This window comes from Aquirufa originis, from assembly GCF_042714495.1.
GTDB classification, from domain to species: domain Bacteria; phylum Bacteroidota; class Bacteroidia; order Cytophagales; family Spirosomataceae; genus Aquirufa; species Aquirufa originis.
In genome coordinates this window covers 525,410-541,205 of record NZ_JBBKXY010000002.1, presented here as the reverse complement: position 1 = coordinate 541,205, position 15,796 = coordinate 525,410, and the positions used below count along the sequence as shown (strand labels likewise).

17 protein-coding genes are annotated in these 15,796 nt (G+C 44.8%); 9 read left to right on the top strand and 8 right to left on the bottom strand.

Annotated features, from left to right (window positions below):
- Positions 1-18 precede the first annotated feature (18 nt).
- Together SKC35_RS07700 and gldE are read left to right on the top strand one after the other, a co-directional pair.
- Positions 19-474 (top strand): single-stranded DNA-binding protein, encoded by a 456-nt coding sequence (locus SKC35_RS07700; protein ID WP_377978812.1) that lies wholly within the window; start codon positions 19-21, stop codon positions 472-474.
- 78 nt (positions 475-552) lie between these two features.
- Positions 553-1,902: a gliding motility-associated protein GldE gene (gene gldE, locus SKC35_RS07695; protein WP_377978810.1), complete on the top strand. Its 1,350-nt coding sequence runs from the start codon at positions 553-555 to the stop codon at positions 1,900-1,902.
- Here the strand turns inward: gldE and SKC35_RS07690 are convergent.
- The 3 genes from SKC35_RS07690 to SKC35_RS07680 form a co-directional block, all read right to left on the bottom strand.
- Positions 1,899-4,175 (bottom strand): ATP-dependent helicase, encoded by a 2,277-nt coding sequence (locus SKC35_RS07690; protein WP_130922301.1) that lies wholly within the window; start codon positions 4,173-4,175, stop codon positions 1,899-1,901. The two genes, gldE and SKC35_RS07690, sit on opposite strands and share 4 nt — an antisense overlap.
- 65 nt (positions 4,176-4,240) lie before the next feature.
- Positions 4,241-5,503 (bottom strand): acyltransferase family protein, encoded by a 1,263-nt coding sequence (locus SKC35_RS07685; RefSeq protein ID WP_377978809.1) that lies wholly within the window; start codon positions 5,501-5,503, stop codon positions 4,241-4,243.
- A 1-nt stretch (position 5,504) separates the two neighbouring features.
- Complete coding sequence (locus tag SKC35_RS07680) at positions 5,505-6,026, bottom strand: DUF1684 domain-containing protein (protein ID WP_377978808.1); 522 nt, start codon at positions 6,024-6,026, stop codon at positions 5,505-5,507.
- A 229-nt stretch (positions 6,027-6,255) separates the two neighbouring features.
- On the opposite strand from SKC35_RS07680, the gene SKC35_RS07675 reads away from it, so the two are divergent.
- Genes SKC35_RS07675 through SKC35_RS07665 form a run of 3 tightly spaced genes read left to right on the top strand, consistent with a single transcriptional unit; the run spans position 6,256 to position 7,083 of the window.
- Positions 6,256-6,603, top strand: coding sequence for a type II toxin-antitoxin system RelE/ParE family toxin (locus tag SKC35_RS07675; RefSeq protein ID WP_377978807.1), 348 nt, complete (start codon positions 6,256-6,258; stop codon positions 6,601-6,603).
- Entirely contained in the window at positions 6,587-6,889 is a 303-nt protein-coding gene (locus tag SKC35_RS07670; protein WP_377978805.1) for a helix-turn-helix domain-containing protein, read from the top strand. The genes SKC35_RS07675 and SKC35_RS07670 overlap by 17 nt, the downstream gene beginning before the upstream one ends.
- Positions 6,886-7,083 carry a hypothetical protein gene (locus SKC35_RS07665; RefSeq protein ID WP_377978804.1) on the top strand — a complete coding sequence of 66 codons (198 nt, stop codon included), beginning with the start codon at positions 6,886-6,888 and terminating at the stop codon, positions 7,081-7,083. Before SKC35_RS07670 ends, SKC35_RS07665 begins: the two co-directional genes overlap by 4 nt.
- A gap of 151 nt (positions 7,084-7,234) precedes the next feature.
- Here the strand turns inward: SKC35_RS07665 and SKC35_RS07660 are convergent, their stop codons facing one another.
- The 3 genes from SKC35_RS07660 to SKC35_RS07650 all read right to left on the bottom strand — a co-directional run bounded on the left by SKC35_RS07660 (position 7,235) and on the right by SKC35_RS07650 (position 9,327).
- Positions 7,235-8,542, bottom strand: a complete 1,308-nt coding sequence (locus SKC35_RS07660; RefSeq protein WP_377978802.1) for a hypothetical protein — start codon at positions 8,540-8,542, stop codon at positions 7,235-7,237.
- A 58-nt stretch (positions 8,543-8,600) separates the two neighbouring features.
- The gene (locus SKC35_RS07655) at positions 8,601-8,723 is read right to left on the bottom strand and encodes a DNA translocase FtsK (RefSeq protein ID WP_377978946.1); all 123 of its coding nucleotides are present in this window, start codon (positions 8,721-8,723) and stop codon (positions 8,601-8,603) included.
- Positions 8,724-8,988: 265 nt separating this feature from the next.
- Positions 8,989-9,327: a hypothetical protein gene (locus SKC35_RS07650; protein WP_377978800.1), complete on the bottom strand. Its 339-nt coding sequence runs from the start codon at positions 9,325-9,327 to the stop codon at positions 8,989-8,991.
- Between the two features lie 48 nt (positions 9,328-9,375).
- On the opposite strand from SKC35_RS07650, the gene pxpB reads away from it, so the two are divergent.
- On the top strand, positions 9,376-10,005 hold the full coding sequence (gene pxpB, locus SKC35_RS07645; protein ID WP_377978799.1) for a 5-oxoprolinase subunit PxpB: 630 nt from the start codon (positions 9,376-9,378) through the stop codon (positions 10,003-10,005).
- Entirely contained in the window at positions 10,002-10,865 is an 864-nt protein-coding gene (locus SKC35_RS07640; RefSeq protein ID WP_377978798.1) for a 5-oxoprolinase subunit C family protein, read from the top strand. Before pxpB ends, SKC35_RS07640 begins: the two co-directional genes overlap by 4 nt.
- Here SKC35_RS07640 and uvrB read toward each other — a convergent pair.
- On the bottom strand, positions 10,836-12,854 hold the full coding sequence (gene uvrB, locus SKC35_RS07635) for an excinuclease ABC subunit UvrB (RefSeq protein ID WP_269006985.1): 2,019 nt from the start codon (positions 12,852-12,854) through the stop codon (positions 10,836-10,838). The genes SKC35_RS07640 and uvrB overlap by 30 nt on opposite strands.
- A gap of 72 nt (positions 12,855-12,926) precedes the next feature.
- Here uvrB and SKC35_RS07630 point away from each other — a divergent pair, with 72 nt between their 5' ends.
- On the top strand, positions 12,927-13,781 hold the full coding sequence (locus tag SKC35_RS07630; protein WP_377978797.1) for a glycoside hydrolase family 16 protein: 855 nt from the start codon (positions 12,927-12,929) through the stop codon (positions 13,779-13,781).
- 2 nt (positions 13,782-13,783) lie between these two features.
- A complete protein-coding gene (gene mazG / locus SKC35_RS07625) occupies positions 13,784-14,569 on the top strand; it encodes a nucleoside triphosphate pyrophosphohydrolase (RefSeq protein ID WP_377978795.1) in 786 nt (261 codons plus the stop codon).
- Here mazG and SKC35_RS07620 read toward each other — a convergent pair.
- The gene (locus SKC35_RS07620) at positions 14,566-15,618 is read right to left on the bottom strand and encodes an aldose epimerase family protein (protein WP_377978794.1); all 1,053 of its coding nucleotides are present in this window, start codon (positions 15,616-15,618) and stop codon (positions 14,566-14,568) included. The two genes, mazG and SKC35_RS07620, sit on opposite strands and share 4 nt — an antisense overlap.
- Positions 15,619-15,796 lie beyond the last annotated feature (178 nt).

Below are 15,796 nucleotides of genomic sequence, written 5' to 3'. Positions count from 1 at the left end.
TTTAAACGACAAATCATTATGGCTGGAGTAAACAAAGTTATTTTACTAGGAAATTTAGGTGCTGACCCAGAGGTGCGCGCCCTACCTAGCGGTGTAAAAGTGGCAAATATTAACATTGCGACCTCTGAGTCGTATACGGGAAAGGACGGACAGCGAGTAGACCAAACCGAATGGCACCGCGTGGAGCTTTGGGATAACCTAGCGAACATCGCAGAACAATATTTGAAGAAAGGAAACCAAGTCTATATCGAAGGAAAAATTCGTTCCGAAGAATGGCAAGATAAAAATGGCGCGACCGTGCGTGGTTACAAAGTGCGTGCGACGTCGATCAATTTAATCGGGGGCCGCAACGAAGGGTCGCCAGCGTCTGCTCCTTCAGCTGAAAGACCTAAGCCTGAAGCGGTTTTAGCCGGTGCTTCTAAGACCGATCCATTTCCGCCGATGATGGAAGAAGGGGACGATCTACCGTTTTAAATTTTTGTTACAAAAAAGGGGATATCGCATTTCGTATTCCCTTTTTTGTAAATTTGCATCGATCAGTTCACCCAAATTATGGACCCAGACCCCTTACCCAATCTGTTTTTACTCGCCTTGGAGCCTTCCATTAGTGTGAGTTCGATTGCGCTTATTTCCTTTGTTTTAGTGGCTCTATTGTTCCTATCCGCTGTTTTAGCTGGATCAGAAGTAGCGTTCTTTTCCCTGAACGCAGACCAGCGTATTAGCCTTCGCGAGAGTGAGGTAAGCAGCGAGAAAAAGGTGAGCCATTTGCTAGATAAACCCCAACAATTACTGGCTACTTTGTTGATTTCCATCAACTTTGTCAATATTATTTTCATTACCCTAGCGAATTATTTAACCTCGATGGTCCTAGGTCAACAGTCGATGGAGACCTTGCTCGTGACCTTGTTTTTGTTGTTTGGGGTGACATTTATTATCACGTTTTTTGGAGAATTGATTCCCAAAGTTTGGGCGCAACAGAATAACCTGAACTTCGCCCGCTATTCCGCTCCTCTAATAGGCTTCTTGAGTTTTGTGTTTTCTCCCCTTTCTAAAGCCCTTTTAGGCATATCTGGCTTAATCGAGAAACGCGTAAAGAAGAAATCGTATACGCTGACTTCGCAGGAATTGAATCAGGCGCTGGAAATTACGACGGATGAAAACACGAGTGATCGGGAGAAAGATATTTTACGGGGGATCCTGAATTTTGGGAATATCTCCGTGAAATCGGTCATGCAGGCAAGACGCGACATTGTGGCCTTCGATACGAGTATGAATTTCCACGAGTTAATGGACCTCATCAATAAGAATGGCTATTCGCGGGTGCCCGTTTACAACGAAACGATCGACAAGATCGAAGGAATTTTATACATCAAAGATTTACTGAAGCACATCGATCAGGACGAGAAATTCGACTGGTTACCGCTTTTGCATAGTCCGTTTTTTGTACCGGAAAACAAGAAAATCGATGATTTACTCTACGATTTCCAAGAAAAACGCGTACACATGGCGGTCATCGTAAACGAATACGGCGAGACAGAAGGGCTCGTGACGATGGAGGATATTATCGAGGAAATCGTGGGTGAAATCAACGACGAGTTTGATGAGGTGGAAGCCGATTACAAGAAGATAGGCGACAATATCTACGTCTTCGAAGCAAAGACTTCGTTGAATGATTTTTGCCGCGTGTTTGAAATCGAGGCCGCCTATTTTGAGAAGGCCAAAGGCGAAAGCGAAACGCTGGCAGGATTGATTATCGAGCTTTTTGGTCGTATTCCGAGTGCTGGAGAGGAAATCGAATTCGAAGACTTCACCTTCAAGGTACAATCCGTCGATACACGCCGCATTAAGAAGGTGCGCGTTACGCAACGTGTTTCAGCAGATCAAGACGATTCCCAGAATTAAGTTACGATCATCAACTTCGCGAAGCTCAATAAGAGCGTCTTCTCGCCTACTCCTTTTTCAAAATCTATCACCGCTTTGCGCTCCGCGCCATTAACTTCAATGCGCTTGATGAGGCCGAAACCGAATTTAGCGTGTTCGACTTTTTGACCGGCTGCTAATGCTAATGCATCTGTAGCCTGGAAGTTTGCTGAAACTACATGTTGGTAATTCGTATTCGTCGTAGGTTTTTGAATCAGTTGTGCTGCTGATGGAGCCGGTTTCGCGGTAAAGCCGGTCTTTTGCACCGGGCGGAAACTGGATACTTCTTTGCGAGCGCCGGCAGGTTTCGCCATCTTCACAAAGTTCGGATCTAATTCATTCAAGAAGCGACTCGGCTCACAGGCTTTCAATCGACCAAACTGGTAGCGGGATTCCGCATACGAGATTTGCAATTTCTTCTCTGCCCGAGTCACAGCCACGTAGAACAAGCGGCGCTCCTCCTCGAGGTCCTGCTGGGATTGCAACATCATTTGGGAAGGAAATAAATCTTCCTCTAATCCCACTAAGAAAACGCGGTTGAACTCTAAACCCTTCGCCGAGTGAATCGTCATCAAGGTCACTTTATCGCGGTCCGCCGGATCTTCGTCCGCATCTGCGTTTGTTAGCAAGGAAACCGATTGCAAGAAGGTGGCTAGGGATTTGTCCTCGTTCTCTGGATTGTCCACGAAGGACTTGATGGCATTCAGTAATTCTTGTAAGTTTTGGTAGCGCGCAAGGCCCTCTACCGTCTTGTCTTCGTATAATTCGCGCAACAAACCCGACGCTTTCGCCACGTGGTTCGCCACTTCATACGCATCTTTTTGCTCGACCTCCACCATTAATTTGAAGGACTTAATCAAATCAGAGAAAGCCTCGATCCCGGCGCTTCCACGCGCCGCCTGAAATTGAGAGATATTCGAAACCACGTCCCAAATAGGCACATTGTTCTCCGCCGCCGTCACCACGATTTTTGCGATGGTCGTGTCACCGATACCGCGCTTTGGCAAGTTAATAATACGTTTGAATGCCTCCTCGTCGTTCTGGTTCACCGTAAAACGCAAATAACCGAGCACGTCTTTGATCTCCTTGCGTTGGTAGAAAGAGACACCACCGATGATGCGGTATTTGATGTTCAATCGACGCAAGGCCTCCTCAAAAGAACGGGATTGAGCATTCGTTCGGTATAAAATCGCGAAATCAGACCAAGTCAAATTTTCTTTTTGGGCAGCTTCGAAAATCGCAGAAGCGATCATGCGGCCTTCCTCGTTATCACTAGAGGCTCGGATGATTTCGATATCATCGCCATCCTCATTTGAGGTGAAGACGTCTTTCTTTAATTGGTTTTTATTGCGAGAGATAATCGAATTCGCGACGGCCACGATGGCCTTCGTAGAACGGTAATTCTCCTCTAATTTAATGGTCACTAAATCCGAATAATCGCGCTCGAAGTTCAAGATATTCTGGATATCCGCGCCGCGGAAGGCATAAATGGATTGGGCATCATCGCCCACCACGCAGATGTTGCGGTTCACGGCCGACAATTTCTTGGTGATCAAGTATTGGGAAACGTTCGTATCCTGAAACTCATCCACCATCACGTGCTTGAACTTGTGTTGGTATTTATTCAATACGTCCAAATGGTCGCGGAAGAGGATGTTTGTTTGGAACAATAAATCATCAAAATCCATCGCGTTTGCTGCGAAGCAACGCGCACAATAGAGTTGGTATAATTCGCCCATCGCCGGGATGCGTGCGAGGCGATCTTCTTCGGCTAAAATGGAAGAACCGGTGTATTGTGCCGGACCGATCAAGCGGTTTTTCGCGTTTGAAATTCGGTTCAAGACCAAATTCACTTTGTACACTTTATCGTCTAAATTCTTCTCCTTGATCAGCGCGCGGATCAGGGATTTAGAATCGTCTGTATCGTAAATAGAAAAGTTCGAGGTGTAACCGAGGCGGGTGCCTTCGAAACGAAGAATTTTGGCAAAAATCGAGTGAAACGTACCCATCCAAATGTTCTTCGCCGCATTCCCTATCACCGTTTCAATCCGGTGACGCATCTCACCCGCCGCCTTGTTCGTAAAGGTCAACAGCAAGATCGCAAATGGATCCACGCCTTTCTCAATCAAATGCGCCGTACGGTAGGTCAGCACACGGGTCTTTCCAGATCCGGCACCGGCGATGATCATCAAAGGACCATCAATATGTTCGACTGCTTTTCGTTGAGGCTCGTTCAGGCCAGCTAGGTAATCCATCTGTTTTGGGCTAATCAATTAGGGTTTCAAAAATACGAAATTTAGCCCGGATTTGCCCTATGAAATTAGACTTTGTAATATCTTTTTCGGGCGTCAAAGAAGAACAAAATCACCGCCCAAATCAACACATAAATCAGCGCTCCAGCCAGCGAGGCGTTCATCTTATCCGCAAAAAGCGGCTCGATTCCGTACGAATAAATCCAAGATGTTAGGCCTTCGTCGCCTATTTTAATCATTCCCAAAACCCGCGGGATGATTCCCGAGAAGAAAAACACTAACATCGGGTTCATTCCGAAGATCAAAACTGGTTTCCAATAGCGATCCGCGAAAATCGCCGAATGAACTGTTGCCTGCAAAACAGCCAGCAACAATAAATCCCAACCCGCCGCCACGAGTACATAAGAACTCGTCCACAAAGCCTTGTTAATGGGAAAATACCAACCCCAGACAGTGCCAGCCACCAGCGCAATCGCCCCTGCGGCAAACAAAATAGACGCCTTCGGACTAACCCCCTCCGGACTCCCTCCCTCCGGACTAACCCCCTTCGGACTCCCTTGCAAATACCTCCCCGCAAACAAACCCGCTAGCCCCGTCGCCACCGCTGGCAAGGTGCTGAGGATTCCCTCCGGATCCCAGGTTTTCGAAGTCGCCCACAAATGTCCTTCTAATAGGTAATTATCTAACCAAGCAGCTAAGTTTTTATTTACCTCCAAATTCGCCGCACCGATACCCGGCACATCGACAAAATGCATTAAGGCCCAATAACCGATGAGACTAGCCATAAAAACTCCGATCTGCACGCGCAATGAAGTATAAGCGTGCAATAAACTGACTACCAAATACACCACCGCGATCCGTTGCAAGACCCCCGGAATGCGCACGTGTTCGAAATCTTCAATACCAGAAAAACACAAACCGATGAGCAGCGCGAAAGCGGCCACGGCCACCCAAAACTGCCTCCGCAAAGGATAATCGCCTAAAAAGGCCACCGTGGCTAATGCCATGGCGAGCAAACGTAAAACCAGAGTGTAGTCACCGGCTTTGATTTTGGAGAAAAAACTCAGCGACAAGCCTAATAAAAAGATGCGCAAGGCGCGTTTGCAACTCTTCAACAATTGATCCTCCGAAGGCTTCGACAAGACCGTGGAAATTCCCACGATAAACAGAAAGGAAGGAAACACGAGATCCGTCAGCGTGTAGCCATGCCATTCCGCGTGTTCCAGCGGCGCATAAATGTGGCCCCAGTCCCCGGGATTGTTCACGATCGTCATCAGAATAACCGTGAGTCCTCTAAAAATGTCAATCGATAAAAGTCGTTTGTTCTCCATATTAATGATGCCCTGCGTATTTCTCACCCGCCGGAATGGCCACAGGCAATTTGTTCTCTTTGGTAGGTAGCGGACAAGTCGCAAAAGGCGTGAAGGCGCATGGCGGATTGTAGGCCTTATTGAAATCCAAGGTCACGGTTCCATCCGGATTAACCCCTTTCGTATCCAGGAAACGGCCTCCGCCATAGGTCGTTGTTTTATTGGTAGCATCGCCAAAAACGACAAAGAAATCCTCCTTCGTCTCCCCCGGACCCGCCTCTAGGCGATAGGTCTTCCCATCTACCTGAAACTCCAATAAACCCGGCGAATCCTCTTGATACGAACGCCCCGTGATGTCGATGATGGTTACTTTTTTGCCGACGGTAGGAATGAATTTGGCGTTGATTTTCCATTTCGAATCGGCCGGAAAATGATCAATTCCGTGAAAGGCTTTCAGGTATTCTCCCTCTAAATCGCGCAATCGAATCGCATATTTATCTCCGCGTTTAATGATAAACCAACGTAGCGAATGATGACTAATCACCGTGCTTTTACCCTCCGGGGTGAAAATGACCTGATTATGAGGGTTTCTGGCGGTATTCTATCCCTTTTCTTTTATTGATAATCAATAGGATACAAGATTGAAATAGATTTATATTTCTCATATTTCACCTCTTTTAACCCTTTTTCATTGAAAACCTGGCCCGGAACCTGGCCGGGATTTTATTTTAAATGTTTCACTTTAGTGCAACATAAATTCATATCTTTGCAATGTGTCAGATAATAAAAAAATAAGGACAATTGTATTTTACAAAGAATACTTTCAAGAGTTTTTCTCTGCACAAAAAGATAAGGTTAAGGATAAAATAATCTGGACACTTACATTAATAGAAGATATTGAACGTGTATCACAACATTATCTTAAGCATTTAGAAGGTACTGACGGATTGTATGAAATTAGGATACAATTAGGAAATGACATTTTTAGAATATTCTGTTTTTTTGATTCGGGTAAATTAATAATCATCACAAACGGGTTTCAAAAGAAAACACAAAAAACGCCAAAACAAGAAATTGAAAAGGCTTTAAAAATTAAACAAGATTATGAAAACGAGAAGTAATACTTTTACCTTGGAACAATTTAAGGAAAAGAACTATGGTGCTAAAGGGACTTCTAAGCGTGAAAAATTAGAAGCCGGGTATCAAAATTTTAAATTGGGTGCATTACTTCAAGAAGCAAGATTGGGTGCAGGATTAACACAAGAAGAATTAGCTGAGAAAGTGGGTACAACAAGATCTTATATTTCTAAATTAGAAAACGACATTAAGGAGGTAAGACTTTCTAATCTTCAAAAAATTGTAGAATTAGGATTAGGAGGGAAATTGGAGCTTTCAATTAAGATATGAGAACAGGCACCATTTTACATAAAGAACCACTTAATTCATTTGATGAAAAAATGAATGATTTGAGCTATTGGCTTACTCAGCCTGTTATAAAAAGATTAGAAGCAGTTACATTTTTAATATCTCAAACTGTAGATCTCAACACTACAAAGATGGATAAGACGCATTTAGTAAGAAGAAAACTTCACGATGAATAAATATTAATATTACTAATTCCACCCCTTCACCTCCTTTGACCCCTCTTTTCCCTCAATAAATGTAAAACCTGGCCCAAACTTGGCCGGGACTTACCCCAAACAAAAAGGGTCTATGAAAATTACTTCATAAACCCTTGTTAGCAGAAGGCCTTTATTTTATTTCTAAAGTTATATTACCATTTAGGGTGTTTTTAGCATTGTCTGGAACTGTTTGCCAATTTTCGCCATTTATTACAAACTTAAATTGGTTGTACTTTTCTTTTAGGTTTGCTTTGGGTATGATAAATTGATATGTATTATTCGCAATGTTTGTCATTTTATAGTTTAAATTTTGGGGATTCCAACCATTGAAACTTCCCGCTATTGTTATGTATTCAATTTGTTTTTTGTCAATATTTTCAGGTAGTTTAAAAGTAAAAACAACGTTGTCTTTTTCAATTTTATAGCCGTATTGAATGAGTTTTAGCCCTTTTTTTGTTTCAATAACTTTATCAAACTTAAAATTCTTGATAAAATTTATATCACTTTTAGGTACATAATTTGACTTAATCAAAAACGCTCTCGCTTTCTCTTCTGAACTAACTTCCATTTCAATGATTTCCTTAATTGCTTGTTTTTTGTCTGTTGCATTGTCATAATATGCTTTGCAGATTTTGTATCCCATAAAGTAGCCTAAATCCTTCATTTGATTACCATTTAAATTTCTGCCTTTTATGCCATACAACCAATCGAAGAATTTTCCTTTTTCATTGGAGGTAATATATTTTTTAAACTCTTTCCAAACTACTTTTTCATTTTTATAGCCAAAGTCAATATAGCCATTAGGATAAATTTCTCTTAAATTCTTTTCATTTATCAGTTCTGCAATAAAATCGCAAGCACCTTCATTTAAACAATGTGCTAAAAGTGCATTATCAGAATTCTTTTGAAGTGTATGGACATATTCGTGAAGAACAATGTTCACTGCCCAATCTGGTTTTTCGTTTGCAAGTACTTCACAACCAATAAATAGACTTGGGTCTTCTTTTTCTGGTCTGCCTCCAAACATGCCTAAGCCTATTACAAAATAAACGTTGCCATCTTTAAATTCAGGATATTGTTCTTTAAAATATTTAAACTTTGGTTCTAATATTTTCATTTGAGAAGGAAGACTTTTAAAATAAGGTCTGATTCTAATTAAGTTTTCCTTTGCATTAATCATAAATTCAGCCCAATGTTTTGCAGTGGCTATTTTGCCTCCGTCAACAGAGTGGTTGATCGCATATTTTACGCCCAAACTCCCGTTGTCTAAATATATTTTTTGCACAAAATCAATTTGTTTTTCTTTGTCTTTTGTGGTTTGTACACTGTCAAATGCTTGATAAAAATTTTCGATGTCTTTCGTATGAAAAACTGTTTGTGCTTTAATGGTTGTTGCACAAAGGAAAGTCAAAAAGAAAATTATGTATTTTTTTGTCATTGTGTTAGTATGTTTGTTGTTTTATGCTTTCTGCTAACTTTTAAATATACGAAGGTTTTCACTCAAACTGATCCATCAAACTATCGGCACTATCATAACCTAATTTCAATCTTCTTTGCAAAAAGGATACGCTTGCCAATTGACTTCCTACAATAAACATTGCAGCGTCTTTAAATAAAATGTCACTTATTTCAATTCGTAATTTTTTTCCAAATCATCCAACTACTGACCCTCATACACTACTTCATTTGATTTAATCAATTTGCCATGTCCATTTTTTTATTTTCTAAACATTTACCTTCATATACATTTCCATTAGCCCAAATGATTTTACCTTTACCAGTTATTTTGTTTCCACCCCTTTACCTCCATTCACCCCTGTTTTCCCTCTAAAAACACAAAACCTGGCCCAAACTTGGCCAGAACTTACCCCAAACAAAAAGGGTCTACGCTTTTGACAGCATAAACCCTTGAAAATGTTGCCTTTCGGCTGTGGGCCCACCAGGGCATGATCCTGGGACCCCCTGATTATTATACACTACTTGATTATTTTGCAAGATGACCTTGCCTAAGGAAGCCTCCGCGTGCGGGAAGACAAAATCATTTGATTCCGCTCCGCCAATGGTGTTTTCACCCTCTTTCAACCAAAACAATCCCGCTAGGTTTAACCAACCGGTTTCGGATTTAAGGCTGGCCTCTCTTTTGGCATAAAAACCAGTGTAATCCTCCTGAGAACGCGCTGTGAACGCTAACATGGTGAGGCACAAAAATAGGATCTTTTTCATAGCGGGATATTTGCCTAAAAATACTAAATTACCTTAGAAATATACCCTATGAACCCGCAAATCTACGAACTCGGCGACAGCGCACTGACGATTGAATTCGGCAACGAAATCAGCGAAAGCGTACACCAAGAGGTCATGAAGCGGTTTTATCAGTTTCAATCCTTTCCCTTACCCGGAACCTTGGATTTAATTCCAGCCTACGCGAGCCTCACGATTGTGTTTGACTTAGGAGTGGTGGCGAGCCGCTTTCAAGGTTTGGCGGGAATGAAAACACTCATCGAGGAGAAACTAGCTGAAGCTTTTACGGCAATCATTCCAGAGGGACGATTACATGAAATTCCCTGTGTTTACGACGGAGCGGATTTAGCCTCTATGGCGAACAGCTGCGGACTTAGTGAACAAGAAATCATCCGCATTCACAGCGAAAAAGAATACACCGTTTACTTCCTAGGCTTCCTACCGGGATTCGCCTATATGGGAACAACCGACGAGCGAATTACCGTAGCTAGAAAAGTGACGCCCGTCCCCATAAAAGCGGGAGACATTGGATTAGCCGGCAACCAAACCGGCATCTACCCCAGCGCCTCTCCCGGCGGCTGGCAAATCATCGGTCGGACGACGGATATTCCACATTTCAGAGCGGGTGACCGTGTTCGTTTTATCCCCGTCCCCGTATGAAGCTGATCAGAAAAGGTTTATTGGATACGTGGCAGGGCCTTCCCAGCTTCGGTTTGCAGCACGAAGGAATTCCTCCCGGTGGAGCGATGGACACCTTTTCCTTACAAATTGCAAACGCGCTCGTGGGAAACGATTTGTATGATAAGGTACTAGAGATGCACTTCCCGACTGGGGTCTACCAGTTCGAGACGAGTACATTGATCGCTATTTGTGGCGCGGACTTCACGGCCTGTGTGGATAATGTGGAAGTCCCCATGAACCAACCGATCAAAGTGCCGCCCGGGGCCATTTTGAGTTGTAAAAAGCCGGTTTCAGGCCAAAGAGTCTACGTCGCCTCCCGAACCTTACAAGACGAGCAGGTTTCCCGTGTGAAGATTTTGCCTTGGTCAATGAACCCAGAAAACGTGTTCACGGATGAGCCGATCAGGATTTTATGTGGACGGGAATGGGATCAGATTAAAGCCTGTTCGCAGCAGCTAGTTTTGAGTAAATCCTTTGCCATTTCTCCCACCTCGAATCGGATGGGTTATCAATTAATGCAGGAACCGCTGAAGACATTGGCTTCGCAAAATTTATTGTCCTCCGCGGTCACGGCCGGTACCATTCAGTTACTGCCATCAGGTCAACTGGTGGTGTTAATGACGGGACATCAGACGACGGGCGGCTACCCGCGTTTAGCGCATGTGATTTCGGCGGATTTGCCCCGTTTAGCCCAAAAAGGCCCAGGCGACAGCCTCCGCTTCACCCTAACAGATTCGATGACGGCAGAATACGAATGGATTCTTGTCCAAAACTATTTGCAACAAGTTCGGAATGTGTGTGCGTTGAAATTAGGTCAGCATCGATTCGATCACCACTAATTCGTCGCGTAAACGCGCGGCTAATGGGAAGTCGAGGTCGCGCGCCGCTTTCTCCATCTCTTTGCGAATGGTTTCGGATTGCTTTTTCAGCTCCGCTGGCTTCATATAAGCTAATAATGGATCTGCTGCGACTGGTGCTTGATCCGGATGAATCGTGTAATTCTTCGTGGGTTTCGCCATCCGATCCGCGATGGAAGTTTGTTCCATAATCTCGTCGTGCGAACGCCAAATCGTTTTAGGCGTAATGCCGTGTTTCTCGTTATAGGCCATTTGGATGGCACGGCGACGGTTTGTTTCTGAGATAGCGAGCTCCATCGAACCCGTAATCTTATCCCCGTACATCAACACCTTGCCATTTTCGTTACGCGCTGCACGACCGATGGTCTGAATTAATGAGCGAATGTCGCGCAAGAATCCTTCTTTGTCCGCATCCATAATCGCGACTAGAGAAACTTCCGGTAAGTCCAAACCTTCCCGTAATAAGTTAACTCCCACTAACACGTCGATGACGCCTAAACGTAAATTGCGGAGGATTTCGACACGCTCGAGCGTTTTCACTTCCGAGTGAATGTACTGGCATTTGATGCCGACACGGTCGAGGTATTTCGATAGCTCTTCGGCCATCCGTTTGGTCAAGGTGGTAATTAAAACGCGTTCGTTTTTCTTAATGCGGTCGTAGACCTCTTCGAGTAAATTATCGATTTGGTTTTTCGTAGGACGCACCTCGATTAATGGGTCCAAAAGTCCGGTAGGGCGAATAATCTGTTCGACCACGACTCCCTCGGAGCGGCGTAATTCGTAATCCGATGGGGTGGCGGAGACGAAGATGGTTTGGCCGATGAGGTCTTCGAATTCATCGAATTTCAAAGGACGGTTGTCCATCGCTGACGGCAAACGGAAACCGTATTCTACCAGGGATTCTTTGCGGGAACGGTCGCCGCCGTACATCGCGCGGATTTGGGGCATCGTGGCGTGGCTTTCATCCACTACCATTAAGAAGTCGTCTGGGAAGAAATCTAAAAGGCAGAAAGGACGCTGGCCGGATTTTCTTTGGTCAAAATACCGGGAATAATTCTCAATTCCTGAGCAATACCCTAGCTCGCGCATCATTTCCAGATCAAACTCAGTGCGTTGCTTAATGCGCTCCGCTTCTGTTAGGCGACCCTCGCGGCCGAAATAAGAAATCTGATTCACTAAATCTTCCTGAATATGGGAGATCGCGTTGTTCAAGGTCTCGCGTCCCGTCACGAACAAGTTCGCCGGGAAAACGGCCACCATCGTCTCGGAAGAGATCTTCTTGCCCGTCCACGGATCGATGCGGTGGATCTCCTCGATCTCATCGCCAAAAAACACAAAGCGATATCCGAAGTCCGCGTAGGCCAAGAAAATGTCCACGGTGTCGCCTTTCACCCGGAACGTTCCACGCGAGAATTCGCCCTCCGTCCGCGCGTAGAGAATCTCCACCAAACGGAACAAAAACTGATTCCGCGAGATGATGTCACCCACGGCGACGCGCATAATGGAATTTCGGTATTCGTCCGGATTCCCCATACCGTAAATACAGGAAACGGAGGCGATCACGATAATGTCGCGGCGGCCAGACATCAACGAAGAGGTCGTCGCCAAACGCAACTTTTCAATCTCCTGGTTAATCGAGAGATCTTTTTCTATGTAAGTTCCCGTGGAGGCAATAAAGGCCTCGGGCTGGTAATAATCGTAATAAGAGATGAAATACTCGACCGCGTTCTCTGGGAAAAAGGACTTGAATTCCCCGTATAATTGGGCGGCGAGGGTCTTGTTATGGCTCAAAATCAGGGTCGGCCGGTTGACCTGCTGGATCACATTGGCGATCGTAAAGGTCTTTCCAGAACCGGTTACGCCTAGCAAGGTTTGCGCGGCTTCTTCTTTGTTCACCCCCTCGACTAATTGCCGAATCGCCTCCGGCTGATCACCGGTGGGCTTATAAGAAGAAGTGAGTTTGAAATCCATCCCGAAATATACGAATAATGGAGAGGATAAATCGGGGGGAAATACTATTTTTGGGAAAAATCAAACCTCTCTATGTTAAGACTTGCACTCATCCTCTTCAGCTTAGGCGCTTTCTCTTGTAAATCCGAAGAGCCTACGCCTCCTAAAGTGAATATTATTGATTTACCGGCGGTTCCACCGAAGGAATACACGTTTGCGACGACGCCTTTTTGGGCGGATGAGTTCGATAAAGATGGTTTACCTGATCCGGCGAAATGGGGATATGACGTAGGAAATAGCGGCTGGGGAAACCACGAATTGCAAAATTACACGAATGCAAATATCAAAAACGCGCATATCGAGAACGGGGTTTTGACCATCGAGGCGATCAAAGAAACATCCGGTTCGAGCACCTACACCTCCGCGCGTATCGTGACTAAAGGCAAGAATGATTTTTTATATGGTCGTATTGAGGCCAAAGCAAAGATTCCAGCTGGCCGCGGAAACTGGCCTGCGATCTGGATGCTTGCGTCTCAATCTGATTACGGTACCCAATACTGGCCAGACAATGGCGAGATCGATATCTTAGAACACGTGGGATACGATCCGGGTGTGATGCACGCGAGTATTCACACGAAAGCGTTTAACCATGTCATTGGAACACAGAAAACAGCCATTACGACTTTGGCAAATTGGGATACCGAATTCCATACATTCCGGGTGGACTGGACGCCGGACTACATTCGTGCTTTCATCGACGACAAACAATACTTCGAATTCAATAATCCGAAAGGCGGCTGGGAGCAATGGCCTTTTGACAAGAAACAACATATCTTAATGAACCTAGCGATTGGTGGCGATTGGGGCGGACAAAAGGGCGTAGATGACACCATTTTCCCGAACAAATTCCAAATCGACTACGTTAGAGTCTACGCGCTAAATCCATAAGTATGAAATACCCCAAAGCCGCGGAGGCATTCGACCGTTTATTAGTCATCATGGACGACCTTCGGGAGAAATGCCCATGGGACAAAAAGCAGACGCTGGAATCATTGCGCCATTTAACCATCGAGGAGACCTACGAGCTTTCCGATGCGATTATGGAAAATGATTTGACCGAAATCCGCAAAGAACTAGGGGATATTTTCTTACATCTTGTTTTCTACAGCAAAATCGGTTCAGAAAAAGGAGCGTTTGACGTAAGCGACGTGTTGCACGGGGTTTGCGAAAAGCTGATTAGCCGCCATCCACATATTTATGGGGATGTGGTCGCTGAGACCGAGGAGCAGGTAAAGCAGAATTGGGAAGCCTTGAAATTAAAAGAGGGAAACAAGTCCGTTCTAGGCGGTGTTCCGGGTTCATTGCCAGCACTTGTGAAGGCGATGCGGATACAGGAAAAGGCGCGCGGTGCGGGTTTTGACTGGGAAGAAAAAGAGCAAGTGTGGGAGAAAGTGGAGGAAGAACTGGGCGAATTCAAAGAAACTTTTGTGGGTAAAGACCTCGATGCCGCGGGAAAGGCGGAGGCAGAGGGCGAACTGGGAGATTTGATCTTCAGTCTCGTGAACTTTGCCCGATTCATCGATATTAATCCCGAAACAGCCGTGGAGCGGACGAACAAGAAGTTCATCAAGCGCTTCCAGCACCTCGAAAAACGCGCGGCAGAGAATGGCCAGGCGCTTTCCGAGATGACTTTGGCAGAAATGGATATCTACTGGAACGAAGCGAAAACGCTTTAGTTCACGCTAAACTGATAGGCAGTCCTTGTTTTATATACCTCACTTGGGCGCAAAACCGTGCTCGGGAAATTAGGCTGATTAGGTGAATCTGGGAAATGTTCCGTTTCTAAACACAATCCGTGACGCTTGGTGATTTGCACCCCGTATTTTCCCGTCAAATGTCCATCTAGGAAATTTCCCGTATAAAACTGCACCCCAGGCTGATCCGTAGAAACGGTCATTTTACGACCCGAAACTGGATCTTGTACTGTCGCAATCTTCGCATAAGATCCCGCCGGCTTGTCCAAAGCCCAGCAATGGTCATAGCCTCCGCCTAACACAATTTGCTCTGAAGAAGTATCGTTAATGCGATCGCCTACGATGTGTGGCTTCGTAAAATCAAAGGGCGTTCCTGCGACCGGCGCTAACACTCCGGTGGGAATCAACACCTTATTCACGGCCACTAAACGTGACGCATCAATCTGCACCTCTTGGTTCAAAATATCGCGTTTCGCGTTTCCGCTCAAGTTAAAGTAGGAGTGATTGCTCAGGTTCAATACCGTCGCTTTATCTGTTGTCGCCTCATAGGAGATCCCTAGTTCGTTTTCCTCCGATAAAGTATAGGTCATCTTAACGCTCAAGTTACCCGGAAATCCCTCTTCCATATCTTTGGAAACATAGGATAAGGTGAGGCTTTGCGCGGAGGCCGCTTCCACTTTCCATATTTTCTTATCGAAACCGATGAGGCCGCCGTGAAGGTGTTGGCCGTTGTTTTGGGCAGCGAGGGTATATTCTTTCCCGTCCAGCGTAAATTTCCCATTTGCGATGCGGTTTCCGAACCGGCCTACAATCGCTCCGAAATAGGGAGTGTCTTTGATATATTCTTGTAAAGTCTCAAATCCGAGCACCACATCTTCCACTTTTCCGTTGCGATCAGGGGTTAGGATTTTTTGGATGATGCCGCCGTAGTTCATAATGTGCACTTCCATGCCTTTGGCATTCTTCAAGGTATATAAGGTAACAGACTCGCCCGCAGGCGTTTGACCGAAAGGTTTTCCGGGATTAGACATAGCAAATAGGTTTTGGGACAAGAAAAAAAGGGCTAAAAAGCAATATTTCATAGGTTAACGAGGTTTGTGACAACAATTTAGCACAAAAGATGGAAAATAAACTAATTCTTCGTAGCTTTGCACCCCAATTTAAAAATTGTTTCAAACTTAATTTCAGCAGGTTAGCCCAGCTTGTTGA

Excerpts from the sequence above, each read along its gene's own strand:
- mazG (WP_377978795.1), top strand. The coding sequence starts at position 13,784 with ATGAAATACCCCAAAGCCGCGGAGGCATTCGACCGTTTATTAGTCATC.
- uvrB (WP_269006985.1), bottom strand. The coding sequence starts at position 12,854 with ATGGATTTCAAACTCACTTCTTCTTATAAGCCCACCGGTGATCAGCCG.
- SKC35_RS07650 (WP_377978800.1), bottom strand. The coding sequence starts at position 9,327 with ATGAAAAAGATCCTATTTTTGTGCCTCACCATGTTAGCGTTCACAGCG.
- SKC35_RS07660 (WP_377978802.1), bottom strand. The coding sequence starts at position 8,542 with ATGACAAAAAAATACATAATTTTCTTTTTGACTTTCCTTTGTGCAACA.
- SKC35_RS07630 (WP_377978797.1), top strand. The coding sequence starts at position 12,927 with ATGTTAAGACTTGCACTCATCCTCTTCAGCTTAGGCGCTTTCTCTTGT.
- SKC35_RS07690 (WP_130922301.1), bottom strand. The coding sequence starts at position 4,175 with ATGGATTACCTAGCTGGCCTGAACGAGCCTCAACGAAAAGCAGTCGAA.
- SKC35_RS07640 (WP_377978798.1), top strand. The coding sequence starts at position 10,002 with ATGAAGCTGATCAGAAAAGGTTTATTGGATACGTGGCAGGGCCTTCCC.
- SKC35_RS07700 (WP_377978812.1), top strand. The coding sequence starts at position 19 with ATGGCTGGAGTAAACAAAGTTATTTTACTAGGAAATTTAGGTGCTGAC.
- SKC35_RS07685 (WP_377978809.1), bottom strand. The coding sequence starts at position 5,503 with ATGGAGAACAAACGACTTTTATCGATTGACATTTTTAGAGGACTCACG.
- pxpB (WP_377978799.1), top strand. The coding sequence starts at position 9,376 with ATGAACCCGCAAATCTACGAACTCGGCGACAGCGCACTGACGATTGAA.
- SKC35_RS07665 (WP_377978804.1), top strand. The coding sequence starts at position 6,886 with ATGAGAACAGGCACCATTTTACATAAAGAACCACTTAATTCATTTGAT.
- SKC35_RS07670 (WP_377978805.1), top strand. The coding sequence starts at position 6,587 with ATGAAAACGAGAAGTAATACTTTTACCTTGGAACAATTTAAGGAAAAG.
- gldE (WP_377978810.1), top strand. The coding sequence starts at position 553 with ATGGACCCAGACCCCTTACCCAATCTGTTTTTACTCGCCTTGGAGCCT.
- SKC35_RS07620 (WP_377978794.1), bottom strand. The coding sequence starts at position 15,618 with ATGTCTAATCCCGGAAAACCTTTCGGTCAAACGCCTGCGGGCGAGTCT.